This is a genomic window from Candidatus Margulisiibacteriota bacterium, assembly GCA_041650635.1.
Taxonomy (GTDB): domain Bacteria; phylum Margulisbacteria; class WOR-1; order JAKLHX01; family JBAZKV01; genus JBAZKV01.
In genome coordinates this window covers 1-23705 of the sequence record JBAZKV010000019.1, presented here as the reverse complement: position 1 = coordinate 23705, position 23705 = coordinate 1, and the positions used below count along the sequence as shown (strand labels likewise).

Annotated in this window: 28 protein-coding genes; 18 read left to right on the top strand and 10 right to left on the bottom strand. The window is 49.5% G+C overall.

The features are described from left to right. Nucleotides 1–147: 147 nt before the first annotated feature. The 3 genes from WC490_06205 (at nucleotide 148) to ruvA (ending at nucleotide 1808) form a co-directional block, all read left to right on the top strand. A complete protein-coding gene (locus WC490_06205) occupies nucleotides 148–384 on the top strand; it encodes a zinc ribbon domain-containing protein (protein MFA5098197.1) in 237 nt (78 codons plus the stop codon). Nucleotides 385–723: 339 nt separating this feature from the next. Further along, nucleotides 724–1212: a crossover junction endodeoxyribonuclease RuvC gene (ruvC, locus tag WC490_06200; protein ID MFA5098196.1), complete on the top strand. Its 489-nt coding sequence runs from the start codon at nucleotides 724–726 to the stop codon at nucleotides 1210–1212. Continuing rightward, a complete protein-coding gene (gene ruvA, locus WC490_06195; protein MFA5098195.1) occupies nucleotides 1206–1808 on the top strand; it encodes a Holliday junction branch migration protein RuvA in 603 nt (200 codons plus the stop codon). The genes ruvC and ruvA overlap by 7 nt, the downstream gene beginning before the upstream one ends. Here ruvA and WC490_06190 read toward each other — a convergent pair. Further along, complete coding sequence (locus WC490_06190) at nucleotides 1805–2311, bottom strand: YqeG family HAD IIIA-type phosphatase (GenBank protein MFA5098194.1); 507 nt, start codon at nucleotides 2309–2311, stop codon at nucleotides 1805–1807. The genes ruvA and WC490_06190 overlap by 4 nt on opposite strands. Continuing rightward, on the bottom strand, nucleotides 2308–3042 hold the full coding sequence (locus tag WC490_06185) for an ABC transporter substrate-binding protein (GenBank protein MFA5098193.1): 735 nt from the start codon (nucleotides 3040–3042) through the stop codon (nucleotides 2308–2310). Before WC490_06185 ends, WC490_06190 begins: the two co-directional genes overlap by 4 nt. A 48-nt stretch (nucleotides 3043–3090) precedes the next feature. Here WC490_06185 and WC490_06180 point away from each other — a divergent pair, with 48 nt between their 5' ends. The 15 genes from WC490_06180 to phoU (WC490_06110) all read left to right on the top strand — a co-directional run bounded on the left by WC490_06180 (nucleotide 3091) and on the right by phoU (WC490_06110) (nucleotide 16491). Next, nucleotides 3091–3972 (top strand): phosphate ABC transporter substrate-binding protein, encoded by an 882-nt coding sequence (locus WC490_06180; protein MFA5098192.1) that lies wholly within the window; start codon nucleotides 3091–3093, stop codon nucleotides 3970–3972. After that, complete coding sequence (gene pstC / locus WC490_06175) at nucleotides 3969–4838, top strand: phosphate ABC transporter permease subunit PstC (protein ID MFA5098191.1); 870 nt, start codon at nucleotides 3969–3971, stop codon at nucleotides 4836–4838. Before WC490_06180 ends, pstC (WC490_06175) begins: the two co-directional genes overlap by 4 nt. Continuing rightward, nucleotides 4835–5689, top strand: a complete 855-nt coding sequence (pstA, locus tag WC490_06170) for a phosphate ABC transporter permease PstA (protein ID MFA5098190.1) — start codon at nucleotides 4835–4837, stop codon at nucleotides 5687–5689. The genes pstC (WC490_06175) and pstA (WC490_06170) overlap by 4 nt, the downstream gene beginning before the upstream one ends. Further along, nucleotides 5683–6435 (top strand): phosphate ABC transporter ATP-binding protein, encoded by a 753-nt coding sequence (locus tag WC490_06165; protein MFA5098189.1) that lies wholly within the window; start codon nucleotides 5683–5685, stop codon nucleotides 6433–6435. The genes pstA (WC490_06170) and WC490_06165 overlap by 7 nt, the downstream gene beginning before the upstream one ends. Next, nucleotides 6436–7191, top strand: a complete 756-nt coding sequence (gene pstB / locus WC490_06160) for a phosphate ABC transporter ATP-binding protein PstB (protein MFA5098188.1) — start codon at nucleotides 6436–6438, stop codon at nucleotides 7189–7191. It begins immediately after the preceding gene. Then, complete coding sequence (gene phoU / locus WC490_06155; protein MFA5098187.1) at nucleotides 7191–7874, top strand: phosphate signaling complex protein PhoU; 684 nt, start codon at nucleotides 7191–7193, stop codon at nucleotides 7872–7874. The genes pstB (WC490_06160) and phoU (WC490_06155) overlap by 1 nt, the downstream gene beginning before the upstream one ends. After that, nucleotides 7852–8538 (top strand): winged helix-turn-helix domain-containing protein, encoded by a 687-nt coding sequence (locus WC490_06150; protein MFA5098186.1) that lies wholly within the window; start codon nucleotides 7852–7854, stop codon nucleotides 8536–8538. Before phoU (WC490_06155) ends, WC490_06150 begins: the two co-directional genes overlap by 23 nt. A gap of 6 nt (nucleotides 8539–8544) precedes the next feature. After that, nucleotides 8545–10317 carry an ATP-binding protein gene (locus WC490_06145; protein ID MFA5098185.1) on the top strand — a complete coding sequence of 591 codons (1773 nt, stop codon included), beginning with the start codon at nucleotides 8545–8547 and terminating at the stop codon, nucleotides 10315–10317. 219 nt (nucleotides 10318–10536) lie between these two features. After that, complete coding sequence (locus WC490_06140; GenBank protein MFA5098184.1) at nucleotides 10537–11829, top strand: hypothetical protein; 1293 nt, start codon at nucleotides 10537–10539, stop codon at nucleotides 11827–11829. 67 nt (nucleotides 11830–11896) lie between these two features. Next, entirely contained in the window at nucleotides 11897–12904 is a 1008-nt protein-coding gene (gene pstS / locus WC490_06135; protein ID MFA5098183.1) for a phosphate ABC transporter substrate-binding protein PstS, read from the top strand. Between the two features lie 22 nt (nucleotides 12905–12926). Continuing rightward, nucleotides 12927–13847, top strand: a complete 921-nt coding sequence (gene pstC, locus WC490_06130) for a phosphate ABC transporter permease subunit PstC (protein MFA5098182.1) — start codon at nucleotides 12927–12929, stop codon at nucleotides 13845–13847. After that, entirely contained in the window at nucleotides 13814–14668 is an 855-nt protein-coding gene (gene pstA, locus WC490_06125) for a phosphate ABC transporter permease PstA (protein MFA5098181.1), read from the top strand. The genes pstC (WC490_06130) and pstA (WC490_06125) overlap by 34 nt, the downstream gene beginning before the upstream one ends. Next, nucleotides 14661–15425 (top strand): phosphate ABC transporter ATP-binding protein PstB, encoded by a 765-nt coding sequence (pstB, locus tag WC490_06120; protein ID MFA5098180.1) that lies wholly within the window; start codon nucleotides 14661–14663, stop codon nucleotides 15423–15425. Before pstA (WC490_06125) ends, pstB (WC490_06120) begins: the two co-directional genes overlap by 8 nt. 2 nt (nucleotides 15426–15427) lie before the next feature. Further along, entirely contained in the window at nucleotides 15428–15832 is a 405-nt protein-coding gene (locus WC490_06115) for an arsenate reductase ArsC (GenBank protein MFA5098179.1), read from the top strand. Further along, nucleotides 15829–16491 (top strand): phosphate signaling complex protein PhoU, encoded by a 663-nt coding sequence (gene phoU / locus WC490_06110; GenBank protein ID MFA5098178.1) that lies wholly within the window; start codon nucleotides 15829–15831, stop codon nucleotides 16489–16491. The genes WC490_06115 and phoU (WC490_06110) overlap by 4 nt, the downstream gene beginning before the upstream one ends. On the opposite strand, the gene rsmA is transcribed toward phoU (WC490_06110), so the two are convergent. The 8 genes from rsmA to WC490_06070 all read right to left on the bottom strand — a co-directional run. Next, nucleotides 16466–17284, bottom strand: coding sequence for a 16S rRNA (adenine(1518)-N(6)/adenine(1519)-N(6))-dimethyltransferase RsmA (gene rsmA, locus WC490_06105; GenBank protein MFA5098177.1), 819 nt, complete (start codon nucleotides 17282–17284; stop codon nucleotides 16466–16468). The two genes, phoU (WC490_06110) and rsmA, sit on opposite strands and share 26 nt — an antisense overlap. 47 nt (nucleotides 17285–17331) lie before the next feature. Continuing rightward, entirely contained in the window at nucleotides 17332–18342 is a 1011-nt protein-coding gene (gene pdxA / locus WC490_06100) for a 4-hydroxythreonine-4-phosphate dehydrogenase PdxA (protein ID MFA5098176.1), read from the bottom strand. Beyond that, nucleotides 18335–19513, bottom strand: coding sequence for an LL-diaminopimelate aminotransferase (locus WC490_06095; protein MFA5098175.1), 1179 nt, complete (start codon nucleotides 19511–19513; stop codon nucleotides 18335–18337). The genes pdxA and WC490_06095 overlap by 8 nt, the downstream gene beginning before the upstream one ends. A 7-nt stretch (nucleotides 19514–19520) precedes the next feature. Then, the gene (gene lipA, locus WC490_06090; GenBank protein MFA5098174.1) at nucleotides 19521–20411 is read right to left on the bottom strand and encodes a lipoyl synthase; all 891 of its coding nucleotides are present in this window, start codon (nucleotides 20409–20411) and stop codon (nucleotides 19521–19523) included. A 3-nt stretch (nucleotides 20412–20414) separates the two neighbouring features. After that, a complete protein-coding gene (locus WC490_06085; GenBank protein MFA5098173.1) occupies nucleotides 20415–21683 on the bottom strand; it encodes an FAD-dependent oxidoreductase in 1269 nt (422 codons plus the stop codon). After that, nucleotides 21673–22287, bottom strand: a complete 615-nt coding sequence (locus WC490_06080; protein MFA5098172.1) for a TatD family nuclease-associated radical SAM protein — start codon at nucleotides 22285–22287, stop codon at nucleotides 21673–21675. The genes WC490_06085 and WC490_06080 overlap by 11 nt, the downstream gene beginning before the upstream one ends. Nucleotides 22288–22389: 102 nt before the next feature. Beyond that, nucleotides 22390–22761, bottom strand: coding sequence for a metal-dependent transcriptional regulator (locus WC490_06075; GenBank protein ID MFA5098171.1), 372 nt, complete (start codon nucleotides 22759–22761; stop codon nucleotides 22390–22392). 10 nt (nucleotides 22762–22771) lie between these two features. Continuing rightward, nucleotides 22772–23705: nucleoside recognition domain-containing protein (locus WC490_06070; protein MFA5098170.1), on the bottom strand; the 934-nt coding region annotated here is incomplete at its 5' end.

Below are 23705 nucleotides of genomic sequence, written 5' to 3'. Positions count from 1 at the left end.
CGGTCCGTTTATGGATTTGAGACAGAGAACATTTGTTTTTTGATTTTTCTGTGCGAGTTTAGAATAGGCTGAAATCCTTCGCAATTCCTCTCGATATACTAATGTAAGCGTCTTGTTGTGTTGAAAAAAACTTGTTCGGAGGCAAAAATGTCCAAAAAAGAGATCAGGTGCTCGTCCTGCAACAAACTGCTGCTTAAAGACGGTCAGATAAAATGTCCTAGATGTAAAGAGATAACAGAGGTCGGGACCCCGTGCCAGTACTATGACGGCTGCACCCACAGGCAGGAAAAAAGCAGGTCCGATATGATGCAAAAAATGTACGGAACGCTCCCGATAGGAGCAAGAGAAAAGGTAAGGCTCTCAAATTACAGAAGAGCCGATTAGTATCATCCTCAGTAAATAGTAGTGCGGTAATTAGAGTTTTGTTTTGAATAAGAATTCTGCTTTCTAAGTGTCGCGAATCTCTCGCTAATTGGTTTATCACTAATAACTCCAATGAGACAAACCTCTAATAACCCTAATGAACTCAAATAACGCTTATCCGGATTCGCGTCATTAGGGTTCATTAGAGCGATTAGAGATACTTCCATTCGGGTTATTAGGGATAGATAAAATTGGTGATAGATTAGTGATAACGATAAGCAGCGATCAGAATAACAGGTGCAGTCCCATTCTAAGCTCCTTTCTATTGGAAGATTTCTTCTCAAATGTTATAATCCTTCCATGATCGTAATGGGAATTGACCCCGGGACCGCCACCACCGGCTACGGCTTTATCAAAGAAGAAAAGAACAGGATAGAAGTGCTGGAGTACGGAGCCATCAGGACCTCTTCAAAAAAACGACAGGACGAACGCCTGGCAGAGATCTCGGATCAACTTTCCGACCTGATAGCAAGGTTTTCTCCGGACAGCGTGGCGGTTGAACAGCTGTTTTTTACCTCCAATGCAAAGACGGCGATAAAAGTGGGGGAGGCGCGAGGCGTGATACTGCTGACGGCGGCAAAACAGGGGGTTTCTGTTGCCGAATACACCCCGCTTCAGGTAAAGCAGGCATTGACCGGATACGGCAAAGCCGATAAGAAACAGATCCAGTACATGGTGAAAATGCTGCTTAAATGCAAGGAAACTCCAAAGCCCGATGATGCGGCGGATGCTCTGGCTATAGCGATCTGCCATGTGAATTCCAGGAAACTGAGAGCCCTGTCATGCTGAGCCATATTTGCGGAACGCTTGAAGCCTCGGAAAACAACCTGATCACGGTGGACGTTAACGGGGTCGGATACGATATTATGATCCCTCTATCGATGGCTGCCTCGCTGCCCAAAAAAGGAGAAAAGATCAGGATAGATACTTTTTTTGCGGTTAGAGAGGATGCTGTCGCTTTGTTCGGATTTCCGGACAAAGAAACAAAAAGTCTCTTCAAGCATCTTATTTCGGTTTCGGGGATCGGTCCCAAAGCCGCAATGAGCCTGCTTTCCTCTTTTGAAACTAGGCTGCTGATAGCTTCTATCACAAAAGGGGATGTGGCGCTTTTGAGCTCTGCGAGCGGGGTCGGTAAAAAGACCGCTGAAAGACTGATAGTGGAACTGAAGGAAAAACTGGCAAAAGCCTATAAATCCGAATCCGGGCAGACCCCGCTTTCGATATCGACAGAAGAACCGCTCTTAAAAGACATTGTTTCGGCCCTGATGGCTCTGGGCTACGGAGCAAAAGAGGCCAGGACAGCGGCAATGAGCTGCGGTATAGATTTTTCTCAGAAACCCTCGATAGAGGAAGCGATCAAGAAAGCGCTTAAGGCAATAAGTTAGTTCTCGACCTTGATCTTTAACACCCCAGCCACAAAACTTTCGAACAGCCTGTAGGGGATCCTGACCAGCGATCTCTCCGGCGACAGCGGATTTACCAGGATGGTGTAGGCTCCGAAAAGGTTCCCTCCAAGGATATCCGTCATCAACTGGTCGCCTATAACGGCCGCTTTGGATGCGGTAACTCCCGCTTTTGACAGCAGTTTTTTAAAGGCGAACGGGAAAGGCTTAAAGGCAAGTGCCAGGCCCTCGATACCCAGGTCGGACGCTATCTTGTTGAGCCGCTCCACCCTGGTGCCGTTAGAAGCAAGATATGCTTCAAATCCAAGCTCCTTTGCCTTTTCTATCCAGCTGTATGTCTTAAGGGGTATCCTGGATTCGCTCCTTGGCAAAAGCGTATCGTCGAGGTCTATGAGAAGAACACAGATGCCCTTACTTTTTAAAGAATCCAGGTCTATATCATAGACGCTGTTAACATAGCTGCTTGGGACCAGATGGTTTTTCATAATACCGTTATATAGAAAAGATTAACAGTTGCAGGGTCTTCCTGCAACCTCAGCGAGGCTTCTTTTGGCCTGTCCCCGTCTATGAGGCTGTCAAGCCCCTCATCCCTCAAAAAGAAAAAATTTGCGCTCCCCTTTGAATGAAAAAGGTCATTCAGGAACCCTGAGGCGCTGCGAAAACCCTTTTGTGGTCCGTCAAATTCGTCAGGGGCCTTGTAGCCCATAAGGAACAGATGGTGTTTTCCTGAAGAAAGGGCTCTGTCCCAGGCCTGCTGGTCCTCGTAGTCCATCTGCTTGAGTTTTATGCCGATGCCGATAGAGGAAAGGTAGCCCTTTATCGCTTCGGCGATCTTTACTGTCTTGTCCCCGTCCGTATGAAGAAGGACGAGACCTTTAAGCCTTTTATCTTTCATTGAATAACCGGCCTTTTTCATTAGCGCTTTTGCCTTTGTACGGTCATAGATATAGCCTTTTATTGAGCCGTCCTGTCCATCCATACCGGGAGGCAGCACGGTGGTAGGAGTGTTGCCGTCTCCGATGATCTGCGAAGAGATGTAATTTCTGTCAACGGCATAATTTACGGCCTGCCGCACCAGTTTTCCCGTATCATTTCCAAAAACATCTTTGTTGAGGTTAAAGCCCATGAACCACAAGCCGTCGTATTCTGCTGCCATGGCAGGGGCGCACAAACCGATAAGGAGGACCGCTATAAAGCCGTTTAGAATTCTTTTCATTACCCATATTTTACCAAATTTTGGTGTTATAATATCCTTGGTCGTCAAATGAAAGCATTCAAACAATCTTTCCCGAAAGTTCCCCTGTTCCTCTTTTTTTTTGTGTTTGCCTGTCTCATCTTTTCTTCCTGCGCGCGCAATAAGATAGTCCAGATCAAAGGTTCCGATACTATGGTCAACCTTGCGCAGGCGCTTGCCGAAGACTATATGCAAGGCAAGCAGATCCCTATTGCGGTCACCGGAGGCGGCTCGGGTGTTGGGATAGCCGCGCTGATAAACAACAATGCCGATATCGCCCTTTCTTCCAGGGACATGACCAAACATGAGATAGAACTTGCGGTCAAGGCCGGAGTATTTCCCAACGAGATCCAGGTGGGAAGCGACGGAGTAGCGGTGGTGACTTCCCATAAGAACCCGATAAGCAAACTGACAGTAAAACAGCTCTCGGATGTCTTTAACGGAAAGACCACTAACTGGAAAGAACTCGGGGGGCCTGATAAGGAGATCGTTGCGCTTTCCAGGGACAGGAACTCCGGGACGCATGTCTTTTTTCTTGAAGAGATAGTAAAGCTGGGCAGCAAGAAGAACCCCAATGAGTTTGCCAGGGAAGTGCTTATGCTGCCTTCGACCCAGGCGATAGTTGAAGAAGTGGCTTCAAACCCGGAAGCTGTCGGCTATATAGGCCTGGGCTATATAACCGACAGGACCAAGGTCCTTTCTGTTGCCAAAAAAGAGGGTGCCTCCTATGTTTTCCCTGACGAGATCACCTGCGCCAACGGACAATACCCGATAGCCAGGCCGCTCTTTTTTTATACGAACAGAGCCCCTGCAGGGGTGATAAAAGGTTTCATAGATTATGTTTTTACAAAGCAAGGGCAGGCAATAGTTAAGGACATGGGCTTTGTGCCTTTAAAGGTGAAGGGAAGATGACAAAGAATCTTCTGGAAAGGCTCATAGAAGGGGCCATCCTCTTATCGGGAGCCGCCACCATAATAATGGTGGGGCTGATCTTTGTATTTCTGTTCAAAGAGAGTTATAACTTTTTTGTCGGAAGCGATCTTTTGGGCACCATAACAGGTACCAACTGGTACCCTATATCGGAGCCCCCTCAATTCGGCCTTCTTCCTCTGATAATGGGCTCCATTTTTGTCACCTTTGGGGCCATTCTTATAGCTGTACCGCTGGGGCTTGCCGCCGCCATATACATTTCAGAGGTGGCGCCGGTTTTTTTGAGGGATATTCTCAAGACCGGAATAGAACTGTTGGCGGCAATTCCGAGCATAGTGCTCGGCTTTATAGGTATAGTGGTGCTTGCCCCGCTGATAAGGACAATGTTTAATGTCCCCAGCGGGCTGACAGCGCTGGCCGGCTCCATAATGCTTGCCTTTATGGCCCTTCCGACCATCGTTTCTATAATAGAGGACGCAATAACCTCGGTGCCAAGAAGCTACAAAGAAGGGGCTCTGGCCCTGGGGGCGACCCATCTGCAGACCATCCGCAGGGTGATACTTCCCGCGGCTTCTTCCGGGATACTTGCAGCCGTTATGCTGGGTATCGGCAGGGTCATAGGCGAAACCATGGCAGTGCTTATGATAACCGGTAACGCGGCGTTAATGCCGCACAGCCTTTTGCAGCCGGTAAGGACGCTAACTGCCACGATAGCGGCTGAAATGGGGGAGGTAATAAACGGCAGCATGCATTATTATGCGCTATTCGGTATCGGGCTGGTGCTCTTTGTCATTACTTTTGCCATCAACATGCTGGCTTACGCTATGCTGCACAGGAAAAAAGCATGATAAAGACAGACCCCAAAAAGACGCAGAAAGTCGTTTTCTTTCTCCTGGGCGCTTCAACCTTCCTTATCATACTGCCGGTGGTCTTCATCTTTTTGCTCATGCTCTATAACGGTCTGCAGGCACTTACTCCAGAATTCATCTTTAGCGTGCCAAAGGCGGGAATGAGAGAGGGCGGCATCTTTCCGGCGATAGTAGGGACCGTCTATCTTGTTCTAGGTACGGCGGCCTTTTCGATACCGCTGGGAATTCTTGCCGCTGTTTATCTGTCGGAGTACGCAAAGGAGAACTGGTTCACAAGGATGATAGATATTGCCATCGTGAACCTGGCGGGGGTCCCCTCCATAGTATACGGACTTTTTGGCCTGGCCCTGTTCGTAATGCTGCTTGACCTGGGTACTTCAATAATGGCCGGCTCTCTTACTCTGTCCATAATGACCCTGCCGGTAATAATAACTGCCAGCAAAGAAGCTCTGGACGCGGTCCCAAAGTCCTTTAGGGAAGTAAGTTATTCCCTGGGCGCCTCAAGATGGCAGACCATCTGGCTAGTGGTGCTGCCAAATGCTGTCCCGGGCATACTGACCGGCACCATACTGGGGCTCTCCCGCGCGGCGGGCGAAACCGCTCCCATACTTTTTACCGTTGCCGCTTTTTATCTGCCAAGGCTTCCCACCTCGGTCTATGACCAGGTGATGGCCCTTCCTTACCATATCTATGTGCTCTCGACCCAGGTCCCAAATGTGAGCCCGAGGCTGCAGTACGGCACAATTCTTGTGCTTATTCTGCTTGTGTTTGCCATGAACATTGCGGCTGCTGTTATCAGGGCCAAGTTCAGAAAGAAAAAACTGTGGTAGCAAAACTGAGGACCAAGGACCTTACCGTCTGTTTTGGGCAGGAAAAAGCCCTCGACAAAATAAACCTTGAGATTAAAGAGAACGAGATACTTTCGATAATAGGGCCGGCAAGGAGCGGGAAAACGACCCTGCTTAAAGTGTTCAACAGAATGATAGACCTGATCGACGGAGTATCCATAAAAGGGAAAGTTCTTTTCGACAACAAGGACATCTTCAGGGACCTGAGGCTTCTGGCGCTGCGCAGAAAGATAGGCATGGTGTTTGCTCTTCCTTTGTCGCTTCCCATGTCCATTTTTGACAATGTGGCATACGGACCCAGGGTCCACGGAATTAAGGGCCGTTCCAAACTGGAGCAGATAGTGGAAAAAAGCCTGAAAGCCTCCTACCTCTGGGAAGAAGTTAAAGACAGGCTGGATTGCCCCGCTCTAAATCTGTCTGGCGGCCAGCAGCAGAGACTGTGCATTTCCAGAACGCTGGCGGTAGAGCCGGAAGTGATCCTGTATGACGAGCCCTGCTCTGGACTGGACCCCATCTCTACCGGAAAAGTAGAAGAGGCAATGGGGGAATTAAAGAATAAATACACCCAGATACTGGTCACCAACAATGTTAAGCAGGCCGCAAGGGTATCTGACAGGACGGCCTTCTTTTTGATGGGGCAGTTGGTGGAGCTGGATGATACCGCAAGACTTTTTACCGCACCGGGCGACAAGAGGACCAACGACTATATAACGGGGAAGTTCGGCTAAATGGAAAAAATAATCACCGTCAAAAAGCTGAATTTTTACTACGGCAAGTTCCGCGCCCTTATAGATGTGGACCTTGAGATAGAAAAGCACAGCATAACGGCGCTTATCGGTCCTTCCGGCTGCGGCAAGTCGACCTTTCTCAGGTGCCTTAACAGGATGAACGACTTGATAGACGGCTCCAGGGCAACAGGCAGCATCCGTTTTGACGGCCAGGAAATAATCAACGGCAGCGCCGATCTGGTCGATCTGCGCAAAAAGGTCGGGATGGTATTCCAAAGGCCGAACCCCTTCCCCCTTTCCATTTTTGAGAACATAGCCTTTGGCCCCAGGGTTCACCGGCTGGCAAAAGGAACAGAGCTTTCTTCAATAGTGGAAGAAAGCCTCAAAAAAGTGCTCCTGTGGGACGACTTTAAAGATAAACTGTCAAAAAATGCTCTTTCTATGACCCTGGAGCAGCAGCAGAGGCTTTGCATAGCCAGGCTGGTTGCCGTGCGTCCGGAGGTCCTTTTGATGGACGAGCCCTGCTCTACGCTAGATCCAATATCGATACAAAAGATCGAAGAACTGATGCAGGTGCTTAAAAAGGACTTTTCCATCGTTATAGTGACGCACAATATGCAGCAGGCGGCCAGGGTGTCGGACGAGACAGGTTTCTTTTTACTCGGTGAAATGATAGAATTTGGGGACACAAAACGCTTGTTCACCGCTCCTTTAGACAAAAGGACGGAGGAATACATAACAGGGAGGTACGGCTGATGATAGAAAGGACCTTTGACAGCGAACTGTCCGAGCTTAACGATCTTATCCTAAAAATGGGGCAGACCGCGCAGGACTCTATCTACAGGAGCGTGGAAGCCCTAAAGAACAGGGACGAAAAACTGGCAAGGGCGGTGATAGAAGGCGACTCCGGAATAGATAGCCTGGAACTCGAGATCCAGGACAGGGCAATTACGCTGATAGCTACCCGCCAGCCGATGGCGGCCGATCTGCGGTTCATAACAACAGCCATGAGCATTGCCACCGACCTGGAACGGATAGGGGACCTTTCTGTTGACATCTCGCAGAAGAACATTGAGATGTTAAAGTGGCCGCTTTTAAAGCCGCTGATAGACACTCCCAAATTGGCTGATATAGCCAAGAACATGATAAAAGAAAGCATAGATACTTTTGTAAAAAAGGACAGCACAAGGAGCCTTAAGATACACGCTATGGAGACCGAGGCGGACAAATTAAGGGACCTTATAACGGATGAACTTACCCAGATAATGATGAGGGATCCCCAGACAGTGCCAAAAGCCATCCCTCTGCTTTTGATAGCCAGGTTCCTCGAGCGCATCTGCGACCACGCGATGAACATCGCCGAAGATGTGGTCTATATGGTGGAAGCAAAGGTGGTCAAGCATCTGCCCATCCAAAATGAAAACAGTCCTCATAATTGACGATGAAAAGGACCTTGCCGAGACGATCGGCTACAACCTCAAAAAAGAAGGTTTTGGCTGCCTGCTGGCGCACGACGGCGAGAGCGGGTTCATCAGCGCAAAGGAAAATCTGCCCGACCTGATACTGCTGGACCTAATGCTGCCTGGCATTGACGGCATAGAGGTCTTTAACCTTATCAAACGCAACGAGGGCACCTCCCGCATACCCGTCATAATGCTAACGGCAAAAGGCGAGGAGACCGACAAGGTGGTGGGGCTGGAACTTGGCGCTGATGATTATGTGACCAAGCCGTTCGGCATGAAAGAATTAATGGCCAGGATCAAGACGGGCATAAAAAGGACTGTTAACAAAGAGATGTGCGAAGAAAAGATTTTTAGATTTCCCGATCTTGAGATCAATATTGATGCCCATGTTGTCAAGACATCAGGGAAAAGCGTGGAGTTGACGGCGAAAGAGTTTGATCTTCTTGCCTATCTTGCAAAGAATAAGGAAAGAGTTTTTACCCGCAACCAGCTGCTTGATAATGTCTGGGACATAGACACGGAAATAGAGACAAGAACGGTTGATGTGCACATAAGGCGGCTCAGGGAAAAGCTCAAGAAAGCCGGCAAGTATATAATCACTCTGCACGGGGTAGGCTACAAATTCTCGGAAAAAGAGTAGCGCCGGATGCTAAGGAACTATAAGACACTGCTTTTTGTTTCTTTCTTTTGTGTGGTCCTCTTAAGCTTTGCAGTTTTTCTTGTTACCGCGCCTCAAAAAGCCGACCGCATCTCTCTTAAAGAGACCGAGAGTGAGCTCCATAAGCAGGCCCTGTTGTCGGCAAGAGCGGTCTTACAAACAGGGCTATCTGCGGACAGAACAAGGCTTCAGAACATCGCCACGGGCATATCCAGGGATATTTTAGCAAGGGTTACAGTGATAGATGTATGGGGAAAGGTTCTTGCTGATTCTGACACGCCGCTTTCGCAACTGATGCTGCTGGACGACCATTCGGGCAGAAGCGAAATAATGGATGCGGCAAGGTCGGGATACGGTGCCTCAAAAAGATACAGCGCCACTTTAAAGAAAGAACTGATCTATTCGGCGGTGCCGCTTAAAGAGGGCGGAACGATCTTAGGGTATCTACGGGTGGCCAGGCCCGTAAGTTATGCAGAAGAGCTTAAAAAAGAGCTCTTTGGCCTGGTTTTGGTATCAATGGCTTTTGCTCTGGGTTTTGCGGTCCTGCTCAGCATAGTGCTTTCGCGTTATCTCTCGCACCCGATAGAGAGGCTTAAGGAGATCTCGCTGTTATTGTTAAAGAATGAAAAGCCTAAGACCATAATAAGTAAATCCCATTTTGAGCTTGGGCAAGTGGAGAGATCGATAGAACAGATAAGCTCCAATCTGTTCAATGCCACAGAAAAACTGAGAATTGAAAGGGCAAAACTTTCTGCGGTTCTCTTTTCGATGAAAGAGAGCGTCATTGCCTTTGATCGGGACCTGAAAGTGATCTTAATGAACCGCTCTTCCGAAAAACTTTTTGGCCTTACTGAAGAGGATGGTAAGGGGCGCACGCTAATGGAGGCATTGAGAAGCCGGGAACTGGCAGACCTGGCGCAGGAGGCGGTAAACGGAGGGGCAACCCTTGAGAAGGACCTTTCACTTACAGGCAGGGAGGCTCTTACGCTGCAGGCCAGCATATCTCCTATCAGAAGCGGGGGGACCATTGAGGGAGCCGTTATTGTAATTTCGGACCTGACCAGGCTCAAAAAACTGGAAGGCTACAGGAGGGATTTTATTGCCAACATTTCTCACGAGTTAAAAACGCCGCTGTCAGTTATTATCAGCAGTGCAGATACCCTGTTGGCCGGAGCAATTAACGATCCGTCGGACAGCCGGCAGTTCCTTTCGAAGATAGAAAGACACGCAAGGAACCTGGCGTTGCTCATCAACGATATTCTTGAGCTGTCTAGGCTGGAGTCCGGAAGGACCGATCCGGAGCTTGTTAAAGTGGACCTTTGCAGTGCGGCAAACAGCTGTGTTAGCGAACTCAGGGAAAAAGCAGTAGCCCGCGGCGTGGAGCTGGTACTTATGCCTTGCAGATCATCAGCAGAGGTTATGGGAGATGAGAAGCACATAAGAAGGGCGCTGGCTAACCTAATCGACAATGCGGTCAATTACACGGACCGGGGCGGCAGGGTCGAAGTCAAGGTTTCTAAGGATGGTATAAGCTCCAAAGTTGAGGTCCGGGATACGGGCATCGGTATCCCAAAGGACAGGCTGGACAGGATCTTTGAAAGGTTCTACCGCGTTGATGCAGACCGCTCGAGGGATACCGGAGGCACGGGACTCGGCCTTGCCATTGTAAAGCATGTGATGGACCTGCACAAAGGCAGGGTCCTTGTAGAAAGCAGCCCAGGGCAGGGTTCGGTATTTACTTTGGTGTTTCCCCGCGCTTAAGATTTACACTTCCTTAACATCTGCTTCCAAATATCTTCAAATAAGTAGGCCATAATCTGTGTGTATGGCATCGATCTTCTTTACCGGAAGAAGGGACCGGACAGGGCCGCAGGAGGGTCTTGTGGCCGGCTTCTACGGGAATGAAGAAAAGAAAGGAGGATAAAAGCAAAAGAACGGTCGGGCCCGCAGGTTTGTTTTTTAATTCACAGGAGGATAGACATGCCAAGGAAAGAAAGCAGGATATTGATCGCGGCTCTTTTAATGCTTGCGTTGGTATTGCCTCTTACGGCCTTTGCCAGGACCCTAGAAGAGGAAAAGCAGGCTGTAAGGGATTATCTGAAAGTGGTAGACGCTAAGATAGTCAACTTTAGGAACCAGGGAAATGTGGTCAAAATGAAGCAGATGCAATCCGAAAAACAGGCCACGCTTAAGAGGTGGGAAGCGCTTAAAGCCCAGATGGAGGGTTCAAGCGAAGAAACCGTGTCTGACAGCGATCTGAAGGAAGATCTGAACCTCGCGCTTGCCCAGCTTAAAGGCCAGATAGACAAGGTTGCAAGCGACAATAATGACGCAAAGGTTAGCGGAGAAATAAGGTTTGCATGGACCAAGGGGATGCAGAACGTCAGTACCAAGAACAACTTTGACATCTCTAGGGCCTATGTGACCGTCAAGAAAAATCTGGCCGGCGGCGCTATGGCAAGAATGACATTGGATGTTTCTAGGATCTCCCCGTCGACCAACAGCCCGCAGACTCTGTTCGACTATATCAAATACGCCTATGTTGACATTCCTGTCAATGTTCCCGCGGCGCTGCAGGTCATTCCTTTCAGCATGACCGCAAAACTGGGGCTTCAGCACAATATGTGGATAGACTGGGCGGACAAAGCTTGGGACAATGCCTGGATGATGAAGCAGTTTGATGACAACGAAAGCGTTATGTCCTCGGCTGATTTTGGATTGGGAGCTGCCGGAAAATTCACCTTACCGTATTTGAGCGAGATAGAATACCACGCGACTCTCATGAATGGAGGAGGATACAAAGCGGCTGAATCCGATTCGGCAAAGGACATAGGGATCAGACTGAACACCACTCTGTTCAAGGATGACAACATCGGCACCGTGATAGCAGGCGGATATATTAACTCGAAAGCCGGCATCATCAATAGCGGCCAGAACAATACCAAACAGGCCGCAATACTTCTTGGCTTCCAGAACGATCAATATGGCAAAGGTTATATTGAATACCTCAAGGGGACAAAGATAAACGGTTACAGCATCGGCGGGTATGTGTTCCCTGCAAAATCGGTGGTCCCTGTTGCTCTTGTGGCCAGATACGATAACTACGATCCCGATACCACGGTTACAAGCAGCAATGACAGGGTCAGGTCGCTGATAGGCGCCATGTATGAATACAGCAAGGACATTAAACTGGCGCTTGACCTGCAGACCTATAAGTCAGGCAGTTCTGCCGAGCAAAAGACGGCCTACCTTCACTCGGTGATCTATTATTAACAGTCAGTTAACATAGGGTTAACAAATGCTTAACAAGTTAAGGGTATCCTAATAAAGGAGGACTGAGATGATAAAAAAGATAGCGGCGGCTTTTGTTACGGCCGCAATATTAGCAGGGTCTTCGCTTGCGATGTCTCTCAACGGAGCGGGGGCGACATTCCCTTATCCAATATATTCCAAGTGGACCTCAGAGTTCAAAAAGCAAACGGGGATCAGCATTAACTATCAAGGGATCGGGTCAGGCGGAGGCATCAGGCAGTTTACTCAGGGAGTGGTGGATTTTGGGGGTTCGGATGCTCCGATGACGGCAGTACAAATGGACCAAGCCGGAGGCGATGTGCTGCATATCCCGACCGTTACCGGCGCTGTGGCGGTAACCTACAACCTTCCGGGTGTAAGCAGCCTTAAGCTTGACGGGGAAACACTGGCCTCAATATTCAGCGGCAGGATCAAAAGATGGGACGATCAGCAGATAGAAGATCTTAATCCAGGTGTCGCGCTGCCTTCAAGGACCATTCTGGTGGCAAGAAGAAGCGATGGGTCCGGGACCACCCATATCTTCAGTTCCTATCTTGCCAAGGTAAGCACTGCATGGGCATCAGAAATGGGAGCAGGCTCTTCCCTTAAATGGCCGGTGGGAGTCGGTGGCAAAGGCAACGCGGGAGTCGCAGGAATAGTCAAGACTAATGAAGGTTCCATAGGATATGTAGAGCTTTCTTACGCCATTACCAATTCTTTGCCTGTGGTAGCTCTTAAGAACAGGGCCGGCAGATTTGTTGTCCCCAGCGTCGCTTCTACCACAAAGGCCGTTGACGGTATGGCTTCAAGGATACCTGCCAGCTTAATAGCCGACCTTAACAATGCACCGGGAGCAGAGTCCTATCCTATAGTGGGGATGACCTGGATACTTGTGCACAAGAACCAGAAGGACGCAGAAAAGGGCAAAGCGCTCGTGGATTTTCTTTCGTGGGCGATGAAGGAAGGGCAGACCTATGCAGAGGGGCTTCTTTATGCCCCGCTTCCCAAGTCCCTGACGGCAAGGGTCCAAAAGGCAATAGACGGAATAAAATACTAAAGACAGGGGCCAAGGGCAGTTGATGCAAAAGCAAGACAGGGCGGATGCTTTCTTCAAGAGAATGATGTTCATGTTAGGAGCAAGCATCCCCCTGCTGCTTTTGATGCTGATACTGCTGCTGCTGTCAAAGTCGTGGCTTTCGATAGAAAAATTCGGCCTTGGTTTTATTTTCAGTTCTTCTTGGGACCCCATAGCCGAACAATACGGAGCGCTCCCTTTTATCTACGGTACTATAATGTCCTCGCTGATAGCCCTGGTCATTGCTGTGCCTCTCGGGCTGGGCTGCGCGGTGTATCTGTCGGAGATCTCAAAAAGCGCCGTGAAAGAGTATCTGTCCGTGCTGGTAGAAATGCTTGCGGCCATACCTTCGGTCGTCTACGGGCTCTGGGGCATATTTGTTCTTGCCCCTTGGATCGCTGGTTCTGTCCAGCCGGGACTCCAGGCCGTTTTTGGCTTTCTTCCGTTCTTTCAGGGCCCTTTTTCCGGACTTAGCATGCTTTCCGGCGGTGTCATCCTTGCCATAATGATCCTTCCTATAATCACCGCGCTCTCCAGAGAGATACTTCAGGCGGTCCCCAATAATTTGAGAGAGTCGGCAATGGCCCTGGGGGCGACAAAATGGGAAACCCTAAAGATCGCCGGCCTGGGACCGGCCAGATCTGGCATCATAGGCGCTATCATCCTTGCTCTTGGCAGGGCAATGGGGGAGACCATGGCGGTGACTATGGTCATTGGCAACAGGCCGGACATATCCTTTTCGGTCTTTCAGCCGGGTTATACGCTGGCCTCCGTGATAGCAAATGAATTTGCCGAAGCCGTCTCCGACATCAACCTTTCTGTTCTGATAGAACTGGGACTTGTGCTTTTGGTGCTTACCCTGGCGGTGAACGCCCTTGCGAGGATATTGATATGGAAAACAACAGCGAAAACTCTTATGCAATAAGAAGGCTAAAGGACAGGGCGTTTTTGTCCCTGGTATGGCTGTGCACCCTGGCGGCGCTGGTCCCGCTTTTTCTTGTTATCGGTTATGTCCTGGTAAAAGGGTTTTCGGCTATCAATTTAGACTTCTTTATCAAACTCCCGACCCCGGTAGGAGAGTCCGGAGGAGGGATGTCCAACGCCATCATCGGGACTTTTATACTGGCAGGGCTTGCCTGCCTGGTCGGGCTTCCCGTTGGGCTGTTCGGAGGCATCTGGCTGGCCCTTTACGGGAAAGGCAAAAGAGGGTTTTTGATAAGATACAGCGCAGATGTCCTGTCCGGGATCCCGACAATAGTGATAGGTATCTTTGCTTATGTGCTTATCGTTGTTTCAATGGGAAGGTTCTCGGCTGTGGCCGGAGGCTTTGCCCTGGGAGTGATAATGATCCCGACCGTGACCAGAACAACGGAAGAACTGGTCAAGATGGTGCCCAGGTCTCTTTATGAGGCCGGGCTGGCACTTGGGCTTCCCGAATGGAAAGTGGTGCTCAGGATAGTTTTTAGGACCGCCTGGAACGGCATCTTTACCGGAGTAATGCTTTCTGTGGCCAGGATAATGGGAGAGACAGCCCCTCTTATCTTTACAGCTTTCAGTACACCATACTGGAATTTAAGGGTCGACCAGCCGATGGCCTCGATGACAGTTCAGATCTACAATTATGCTATCTCTCCTTTTGCCGATTGGAACGCCAAGGCATGGGCCGGGTCACTGACACTGGTCATGATAGTCCTGGGGATCACACTGATAGTGAGAAAATTCTCAAAAAGGATAATCTATGGATAACAAGGAAAAGATCTCGGTAAAAGGGGTAAATGCCTGGTTCTGCGAAAAGCAGGCCCTGTTTGGAATAACCATGCCGGTCTACGAGAATAAAGTGACGGCAATAATAGGGCCTTCCGGCTGCGGAAAATCGACCTTTGTCAGGTGTATCAACCGTATGCATGACACCATACCCGGGGCCAGTTCGTCCGGGGAAATAGTAATAGACGGGGAAAACATCCTGTCCTGCTCGATAGACCTTGTCTGCCTCAGGAGAAAAGTGGGGATGGTCTTTCAAAAACCAACTCCCTTCCCGACCATGTCCATCTATGACAATGTGGCGGCAGGCCTAAAACTGCATTCGCGCATGGCTGGGAGCCGGCTTGACGAAGCGGTGGAGGCCAGCTTAAGAAAAGCTGCGCTTTGGGAAGAGGTAAAGGACATGCTGGGCAAGCCCGGGATAAGCCTGTCCGGAGGACAGCAGCAGCGCCTGTGCATAGCCAGAGCGCTTGCTATAGAGCCCGAGATAATTTTGTTGGATGAGCCGTGCTCCGCGCTGGACCCCATTTCGACCGACAAGATAGAAGAACTGATACATGAACTAAAGAAGAACTATACGATAGTAATTGTTACGCACAATATGCAGCAGGCCGCAAGGGTCTCGGACAATACAGCGTTCTTTCTTCTGGGAGAGATGATAGAGTTCGGGGGCACAAAAAAGATCTTTACTGCGCCAGCAGATAAAAGGACCGAAGATTATGTGACGGGAAGGTTTGGATAACTATGGAAAAAATCCTTTTCGTCTGTGTGGAAAATTCCTGCAGGAGCCAGATGGCAGAAGCTTGGGCAAAGGAACTTGGCAAAGATATCGTAGAAGCTTACAGTGCGGGCTCAAAACCTTCAGGCTTAGTCAATCCGATGTCTATGGCGGCAATGATCGAGGCCGGAATAGATATATCGAAGAACAGGTCCAAAGGATTTGATGATCTTCCGGTCAAATCTTTTGACTATGCCATCACTTTAGGTTGCGGGGACAGATGTCCTTTTGCAGTTGCCAAGGAGCATATTAACTGGGACATTCCGGACCCGAAGGGCGGGGGAATTGAAGGCTTCAGGTCCGTCAGGGACAGTATCAGAATAAAAGTAGAGGCACTGTTAGAACAGGTCAAAAAGGGGAAACAGCAATGAACGAGAGGACCTTTGATGCTGAACTTGGCTTTCTCAAAGAAAAAGTGCTTAAAATGGGCTGCCTGGCATCCGGAGCCATATTTGACAGTGTTGAGGCTCTTAAAGCCCGCGATGAAGCTCTTTCTCTTAAGGTAATAGACGGGGACAGTCATATAGATGCCATGGAGCTGGAGATAAACGACAACTGCATAGAGCTGATCGCAAGGTGGCAGCCGGTAGCAGTGGACCTCAGGTTCATTACAACAGCCATAAACATTGCTACCGACCTTGAGCGGATAGGGGACCTTTCTGTGGATGTCGCACAAAAGAACCTGGAGCTTGTCAAAGAACCCCTGCTTAAACCTCTTATTGATATTCCAAAGCTTTCTGAAGTAGCTAAATCCATGATATGCGAAGTCTTGAACGCGTATGTGGATAGGGACGCTGTAAAGGCCAGGGGATTAAGAAAACTGGAAAAAGAATCGGATATACTGAGGGATCTTATTACTGACGAACTTACAGGCATAATGATGAAAGACGGAAGTTCAATCCCCAGGGCGGTGCCGCTTCTTCTTATTGCCAGGTTCCTTGAGAGGATCTGCGATCATGCGATGAACATTGCCGAGGATGTGGTCTATATGTCGGAGGGGCATGTCATAAAGCACCGGCGAGGCGCTTAAAATCAGCAATAGACAGCTTTTCTCCCCTTATCTTTGGATCTATTCCGGCACTTTTGAGCGCCCTGTCCACCGCTTCTGATTCGAACTTTGATATCAGAGCATTGCGCAGGGTCTTTCTTCTCTGATTAAAGGCGGCGCGGACGACGGGAAAAAAATGCAGGGGCGCGTCGCGACGCGCCCCTACGGGTTTTGCAGCCAACCTTATTATTGCCGACCCCACCGTCGGCTGCGGCAGGAACGCGGATCTCGGGATATAGGATACGATCTCCGGTTCCGTATAGTAATTCACGAATATTGTAAAACTCCCATATTCTTTGGTGCCGGGGTTTGCCGTCATCCTTTCGGCGAATTCGCGCTGGACGGTAAGCACGGCGCAGGAGAAAGGGGTTGAGAGGATTTTTTCTATGATCGGGGTCGTGATGTAATAGGGAACGTTGGCGACAAATTTTACCGTTTCCGCTAGGCGCAGGTTGCGACCTGCGCCTACGGTTAAAAAATCCTCATTGATAATTTCAATATTGGTACAATCCTTCAAATATTCGCGTGCTATCTCAACGATTCGCTTGTCGATCTCGAATGTTATGACTTTTTTGGCAGTTTTAGCAAGTTCCTTTGTGAGGATCCCGGTGCCGGTCCCAATTTCTATAACAGTATCTTCTTCAGAAAGATCGGCTGCTTCAATTATTCTGTTTAGACAGGCTTCGTCGGTTAAGAGATTTTGACCGAGCCTTCTTTTGAGATGAAAACTGTGTTTGGTCAGGAGGTCTTTGGTGAGTTGAGATGTGGATTTCATAATGTTGGGGCAAATAATTATTTGCCCTTACCAGAATATGCTTTAGCCTACTTTTGGGCCATCATTACCGCGACCTTGATGGCCTGGACCAGGCTTCTGGGATCGGCCCAGCCCTTGCCGGCTATGTCAAAACCGGTGCCGTGGTCAACGGAGGTCCTGATTATCGGAAGGCCCACCGTAACATTGACGGACCTGTTAAAGGACAGCAGTTTTAAAGGTATCAGGCCCTGGTCGTGGTACATGGCAACCACCGCATCAAACATCCCGACATTGGCAAGATAAAAGACCGCATCCGGAGACATTGGGCCTTTTACATTGATGCCGAGTTTTTTTGCTTCTTCAACGGCCGGCTTGATGAGTTTTTCTTCCTCTATCCCAAGGATGCCGTTCTCTCCGGCGTGAGGATTTAGGCCTGCCACCGCTATCCGGGGTTTTTTCTTGAGCAGTTTTTCCAGGGTTTTGTCAGTCAGTTTTATGGCATCAACGATCTTTTTCCTGTCAAGCTCTTTTGCGACCTGGCAAAGCGGGGTGTGGGTCGTGACAAGCATGACACGGATAGAGTCCGACAAAAACATCATGCCGTAATGCTTGGCCCCGGTCCTTTTTGCAAGGAGCTCCGTGTGCCCTTTGAAAGAATAACCGGCTTTGTTAACGGCCTCTTTGTTTATCGGGGCTGTGGTAATGGCATCTACCTTTTCGGCAAGGGCCAGATCTATGGCTTTTTCCACATATTTGATCGCCGCCCTTCCGGCCTCCGCGCTTATCTTTCCCGTTTTAAGTTTGGACGCGTTGACATTGTCCAGATCCAGCACATTGAGGTACTGTCCCAGATATTTTCCCTCGTCCAGGCGCTTGATCGGGTTAAGTATGAGAGGGGAGGTCTTCGAGAATTTTGCGGCGTTCTTTATTACCTTAAGGTCACCGATAACCACCGAGCGGCAGATCCTCTGGACTTCGAGCAGAGAGAGAGCCTTGATGCAGATCTCGGGACCTATGCCCGCGGGATCTCCCATGGTGACCGCGACAAGAGGCCTGGGGTCCTTTACTTCTTTAGACATTGTTGTATCTTATGCCCGCCTTTCTCATGCGCTCTATGCCTTCTTTTATCCTTTCAACCGAGTCGATCAGGGCAAATCTCACATAGCCCTCGCCCAGATCGCCAAAACCTACCCCCGGAGAGACCGCGATCCCCGTCTTTTGCAGAAGCTCGAGCGCAAAGTTGGAGGAGGTATATCCCCTGGGTACCTGCGCCCAGACATACATTGAGGCTTTTGGTTTTTCTATCTTCCAGCCAAGCTCCTGAAGGCCGCTGATAAGGGCATCGCGCCTTTCCTGGTATGTGCGCCGCAGTTCCTCAAAATACGGTTTCGGAAGCTTGAGCGCGGCAATGCAGGCCTTTTGGGTTGCCATGAACAGCCCGTAATCAAGATTGGTCTTCATCTTGCGCAGGCTCTCGATCAGTTCGTGGTTGCCTATTACAAAACCCGCCCTCCAGCCGGCCATAGAAAAAGTTTTTGAAAAAGTGTGGAATTCCAGCGCCACATCCTTGGCTCCGGGGATCGTCATCAGGCTTATGGGCCTGTTGCCGTCATAAAAGATCTCGGCGTAGGCAAAATCATGAACAAGGATAAGGTTGTGTTTTTTGCAGAACTCAACCGCTTCTTTAAAGAACTCTTTGGTAGCCACCGCGCCCGTTGGATTGGTGGGAAAACTAAGGAAAAGTATCTTCGCTTTTTTTGCTATGGCCTCGTCAATTATGGAAAGGTCAGGAAGATACCCGGTCTTTTCGCTGGTGGGCAGCACGATGGGTGCGCCTCCGGCTATCAGGGTGCCTCTGAAGTGAGCAGGATAGGCGGGGACAGGCACCAGAACGGTGTCTCCCGGGTCTACAAAGGCAAGGGCAAAGTGCACTAGCCCTTCTTTTGAGCCGATCAAAGGGATCACTTCTTTACCTGCGTCAACATGCACGCCATACTGTCTTAGGCAAAAATCCCGCACGGCTTCCCTGAATTCCTGGAGCCCGTTAAAATTGGGATATCTGTGTGTGGCGGCGTCGTCGAGCGCTTTTTTCATGGCTTCAACCACCTGGAGCGGGGTGGGCAGGTCGGGAGAGGCCATGCTCAGGTCGATAAGGTCCTTGCCTTTGGCCCTTTCTTCGCTCTTGTGCTTGTCGACAAGGTCAAAGACATAAGTGGGCAGGCTGGATAGTCTTTGTGCTTCTTCAAACATTTGCCGGTTATTCCTCGCTGAATCTGTAAGAACTCCTGACAAAAGGCCCGGATATCACTTTTTTAAACCCTAGTCCCTCAGCGGTCTTCTTATGCTCGGCAAAGACATCGGGATGGATATACTCGCGGACCTCTGTCTGAGCCTTGGAGGGCTGAAGATATTGGCCTATTGTAAGGATATTGCAGTCAACCGACCTAAGGTCCTTCATCAAGCCGATAACTTCGTCCTTCTTTTCCCCTAATCCTAGCATAAAACCGCTCTTAGTGTAAAGTGAGCCGTCAAGCTCTCTGGCTGTCCTTAGCACATCTAGTGATCTGAAATAGTCGGAACTCGGCCTTAATTTGCCATATAAAGACGGCACCATTTCAATATTGTGGGCGAAAATATTTGGCTTAATATGAACAATTTTAGCGATGATATCTTTATCTGCCCAAAAATCAGGCACCAGCAATTCTATCTGCGCTTCCGGTAACAGCTTTCTTATCTCCTGCACTGTAAGAATGAACTGACCGGCTCCCTGATCCGGCAGGTCGTCCCTGGTTACCGAGGTTATTACAATATACTGGGACCCGAGCTTTTTTGAGGCCAGCGCTACCTTATTAGGTTCATTAGGGTCAAGCTTGCGGCGAGCGGAGTCGAGCCGGGTCAAGGGTATAGGGTATAGGGGGTAGGTGGCAGAAGACAGTTTTTCTACACCGCAGAACTTACATGCTCTGGTACATGTATCTCCGAGTATCATAAAGGTCGCAGTGTTTTTTGAAAAGCACTCGCCGATGTTTGGGCAGGAAGCAGACTCGCAGACAGTATGAATACTGTCATCACCGATAAGCTCACGCACTTTTCTCATGTTGCTTGCTTTGGGAACGCGTTTGATGAGCCACTCCGGAAGTTGTTGCATGTTTTACAGCAAGCCTCCCGCAGCTTCCCAGATAGCCTCCGGCAGGGTGGGGTGGGCGTGGACCGTGTCAACAAGGTCTTTGGCGGAAAGGCCATTTTTGATAGCCAGAGTTGCTTCCGCAATAAGGTCGGTAGCCCCATGTCCTATCATCTGACAGCCCAGGAGCCTGCCCGAAGACCTTTCGGCCACAAGCTTTACAAAGCCTTCACGCTCCGAAATAGTTGCGTATTTGCCCACAGCCGCCAGATCGATCCTGGATACTTTTGCGTCCAACCCGCTCTCTTTTGCCTGCTTCTGCGAAAGCCCAACTGTTGCGACCTCCGGGCTGGAGAACACGCAGGCGGGGATAGCAGAATAATCCATAACCGCATCCATCCCGCAGATATTTTTGGCGGCAACGATCCCCTGCATTGCGGCGGAATGAGCGTACGCGGATACTCCCGTTACATCTCCAACGGCGTAAACTCCTTTGTCTTTGGTCTGCAGCCGCTCATTTACTTCTATCCTTTTGAAGGTGCGGCCGATGGCGGAAAAAACGGGAACCGTAGACCGTAGACCGGGGACCGTTCCGGCACGGGTGTTCGTTTGTATTTTTATGCCTTTTCTTTTGAGTATCTGTTCCAAAAGTTTTGAGATCTCCTCATCCATGCCGGGCAGGATTTGCGGCATCATTTCTATGACCGTAACATCAACTCCAAAGGCGTTGAATATGCAGGCAAATTCAATTCCGATCGCACCGGACCCGATCATTGTCATGCTTTTTGGCAGTTCCGTAAGGTTCAATGCTTCATCGCTGGTGATGGCATTTTCCAAACCCGGCAAATGTTTATTTTCGGAGCCGGTGGATATGATGATGGCGGGGGATTTTGCAATTATGGGCGATTCATGAATTGTCCCTACGATCGATACGGTGCCGGGTTGGGTGATCGTGCCCGTGCCTTTAACAACCTCGATGCCCAGTTTCTTGAACGAAAATTCCAATCCCTTGCGCAATTTATGGACGATCCTGTTCTTCCTCTCTATGATGTCTTTCCATTCAAAAGACGGGTTTTCTATCTTAATTCCGAATTCTCCGGCCCTTTTTGTGTTGGAAAATAACTGCGCGCTTGCAACGAGGGACTTTGTCGGCATGCAGCCCCGGTTAAGGCAGATGCCGCCGACCTCATCCTTTTCCACTATCAGGACCTTTTTTCCAAGGCTGGCGGCGGTCCAGGCCGCGTTATTGCCCCCCGGCCCCGAGCCTATCACTATCAGATCATATTCAGGCAACATAAGTTTCCTCGTAATAGGGACGGACCCTCAGCTCTACTCCAAGGCTTTCTGCTATTTGTGCGCACTTTTCTTTGTTGACAGATGGAAGGTCAACCAAGGACAGTACCACTTTTGGGATGGCAGGAGAAGCCTCTTTTGCTTTTTTCGCAAAGTCAAGGATGGCCTGGTACCCTTTTTCCCCCCAGACAGAACGGCAGAGTTTTTCGTAGGTCCCGCTGTCCTGGGCGTTGAGGCTTATGTTAAGCTCGTTTATGAGCCCGGCCAGTTCGGGAATAATGTTCCTGCCGTGGAAAAGGTTTGCCTGACCGTCGGTGTCTATCCTTATGTAGGCTCCGCTTTTTTTTAGTTCTCCTGCTATTTTTTTTACCGTTTCAAGCCTTATAAGAGGTTCTCCGTAACCGCAGAATACTATCTGCCGGTATCTTGCGGGGTTCCCGACCTCTTTCAGCACTTCTTCTGCCTGAGGTTCGCGTGTCAGCCAAAGGTCGTGCCTGCCCTCAAAAGACCTGCTCTTGTATTTGATGCAGAAAGTGCAGGAATTGCTGCACCGGTTGGTCAGATTTAGATAGAGCGAGCCGTTGAGTTCATAAGTGAAAGCAGGCATAAGACAATTATAATAGATTTAAAAAAGGAAATACAATCGAAATGCAGTTGAAATACCTGCCTGCCAGCCGGCAGGCGGTGGAAATTCCCAAAAATGGCAGGGTCAGGTCTTTGTGGCCATAAAGGACTGAAGCTTTTCAAAGGTTGAGAGGCTTAATATGTGCTCTATCCTGCAGGCATCTTCTTCGGCGGTCCTTCTGTCGGCTCCCAGCACCAGGCAAAGAAAATCGCTGATAATCTTATGGCGCTGAAAGATCTTTTCTGCCACCGATCTTCCCTTTTCAGTCAAGTGGACCGGACCGTAGCGCTTGGAGTCAAGGAGTTTTGCTTTCTTGAGCTTTTTGAGCGCCTGGTTAACCGAAGGCATGCTTATCTTTATCGCTTGTGCAATGTCCTTAATGTGGGCATGTCCGTGCTCCTTCTCAACCAGATAGATGGTCTCAAGATAGTTCTCCATGCTGGAAGAAAGTCCCATGGTATTCTCTTTACAGGATCATATTCAGCAGCGTTCCGGCTGCAACTGAGGTGATCACCATTATGGCTGTTGAAGCGATCATTGCCTTAAAGCCCAGTTCCTTTAGAAGGACCGTGAATGTCGCTATGCAGGGAAAGAACATGGAAAGCACCACGCACGATATTATCAACTGTTTGACAGTAAGTCCGAGCGGTGCCAGCATTCCGACCGCCACATCTTTACGCAGGAACCCGATGGCGATAGAAGACACCGCTTCTTTTGGCAGTCCCCACAGGCCTGTTACCAGCGGAGCGGCGGCAGAGGCGACAATATCGAACAGCCCGAGAGAGTACATTATGTTGACCGCAAAAACGCCCGCAAGCACTATAGGAGCGGCTTCCCAAAGGAATTGTTTAATGCGCCATTTTATTTTGAGATAGAACATCCTTAGCGGAGGCATACGATAGGGCGGGATCTCGAGCAGAAGTTCCGGACTGAACCCTTTTACAAGGCGGTTCAGAAGGGTCCCAAGTATTACCCACGACAAAAACAAAAAAAGGTATACGATCACTATGGGCCAGGCCCCGTAGGAGCCCAGCACCCCTATTATCATTGCCTGCAGCGCGGCGCAGGGGATGCCTATGGAAATGAGGGTCGAGGCTATGAACCTTTCTCTTTTACTGTCCAGCACTCTAGTGGCAAGGATCCCCGGGACATTGCAGCCAAAGGCAAGCAGGGTAGGGACAATGGCAAAACCGTGCAGCCCAACTTTGTGCATCAAATTGTCCAGCATTACTGCAAGCCTTGGCAGATAGCCGGAATCCTCCAGAAGCCCCAGGACAAGATAAAAGGAGAACACATACGGCAGGACCATTGCCAGTTCCACATATACACCTGTGGAAAGAACCCCAAAGGACTGCAAATAATCGATCTGCCCGTCAAAGAGCTTCCCGACAAGAATGTTG

Excerpts from the sequence above, each read along its gene's own strand:
- WC490_06205 (MFA5098197.1), top strand. The coding sequence starts at position 148 with ATGTCCAAAAAAGAGATCAGGTGCTCGTCCTGCAACAAACTGCTGCTT.
- ruvC (MFA5098196.1), top strand. The coding sequence starts at position 724 with ATGATCGTAATGGGAATTGACCCCGGGACCGCCACCACCGGCTACGGC.
- ruvA (MFA5098195.1), top strand. The coding sequence starts at position 1,206 with ATGCTGAGCCATATTTGCGGAACGCTTGAAGCCTCGGAAAACAACCTG.
- WC490_06190 (MFA5098194.1), bottom strand. The coding sequence starts at position 2,311 with ATGAAAAACCATCTGGTCCCAAGCAGCTATGTTAACAGCGTCTATGAT.
- WC490_06185 (MFA5098193.1), bottom strand. The coding sequence starts at position 3,042 with ATGAAAAGAATTCTAAACGGCTTTATAGCGGTCCTCCTTATCGGTTTG.
- WC490_06180 (MFA5098192.1), top strand. The coding sequence starts at position 3,091 with ATGAAAGCATTCAAACAATCTTTCCCGAAAGTTCCCCTGTTCCTCTTT.
- pstC (MFA5098191.1), top strand. The coding sequence starts at position 3,969 with ATGACAAAGAATCTTCTGGAAAGGCTCATAGAAGGGGCCATCCTCTTA.
- pstA (MFA5098190.1), top strand. The coding sequence starts at position 4,835 with ATGATAAAGACAGACCCCAAAAAGACGCAGAAAGTCGTTTTCTTTCTC.
- pstB (MFA5098188.1), top strand. The coding sequence starts at position 6,436 with ATGGAAAAAATAATCACCGTCAAAAAGCTGAATTTTTACTACGGCAAG.
- phoU (MFA5098187.1), top strand. The coding sequence starts at position 7,191 with ATGATAGAAAGGACCTTTGACAGCGAACTGTCCGAGCTTAACGATCTT.
- WC490_06150 (MFA5098186.1), top strand. The coding sequence starts at position 7,852 with ATGAAAACAGTCCTCATAATTGACGATGAAAAGGACCTTGCCGAGACG.
- WC490_06145 (MFA5098185.1), top strand. The coding sequence starts at position 8,545 with ATGCTAAGGAACTATAAGACACTGCTTTTTGTTTCTTTCTTTTGTGTG.
- WC490_06140 (MFA5098184.1), top strand. The coding sequence starts at position 10,537 with ATGCCAAGGAAAGAAAGCAGGATATTGATCGCGGCTCTTTTAATGCTT.
- pstS (MFA5098183.1), top strand. The coding sequence starts at position 11,897 with ATGATAAAAAAGATAGCGGCGGCTTTTGTTACGGCCGCAATATTAGCA.
- pstC (MFA5098182.1), top strand. The coding sequence starts at position 12,927 with ATGCAAAAGCAAGACAGGGCGGATGCTTTCTTCAAGAGAATGATGTTC.
- pstA (MFA5098181.1), top strand. The coding sequence starts at position 13,814 with ATGGAAAACAACAGCGAAAACTCTTATGCAATAAGAAGGCTAAAGGAC.
- pstB (MFA5098180.1), top strand. The coding sequence starts at position 14,661 with ATGGATAACAAGGAAAAGATCTCGGTAAAAGGGGTAAATGCCTGGTTC.
- WC490_06115 (MFA5098179.1), top strand. The coding sequence starts at position 15,428 with ATGGAAAAAATCCTTTTCGTCTGTGTGGAAAATTCCTGCAGGAGCCAG.
- phoU (MFA5098178.1), top strand. The coding sequence starts at position 15,829 with ATGAACGAGAGGACCTTTGATGCTGAACTTGGCTTTCTCAAAGAAAAA.
- rsmA (MFA5098177.1), bottom strand. The coding sequence starts at position 17,284 with ATGAAATCCACATCTCAACTCACCAAAGACCTCCTGACCAAACACAGT.
- pdxA (MFA5098176.1), bottom strand. The coding sequence starts at position 18,342 with ATGTCTAAAGAAGTAAAGGACCCCAGGCCTCTTGTCGCGGTCACCATG.
- WC490_06095 (MFA5098175.1), bottom strand. The coding sequence starts at position 19,513 with ATGTTTGAAGAAGCACAAAGACTATCCAGCCTGCCCACTTATGTCTTT.
- lipA (MFA5098174.1), bottom strand. The coding sequence starts at position 20,411 with ATGCAACAACTTCCGGAGTGGCTCATCAAACGCGTTCCCAAAGCAAGC.
- WC490_06085 (MFA5098173.1), bottom strand. The coding sequence starts at position 21,683 with ATGTTGCCTGAATATGATCTGATAGTGATAGGCTCGGGGCCGGGGGGC.
- WC490_06080 (MFA5098172.1), bottom strand. The coding sequence starts at position 22,287 with ATGCCTGCTTTCACTTATGAACTCAACGGCTCGCTCTATCTAAATCTG.
- WC490_06075 (MFA5098171.1), bottom strand. The coding sequence starts at position 22,761 with ATGGGACTTTCTTCCAGCATGGAGAACTATCTTGAGACCATCTATCTG.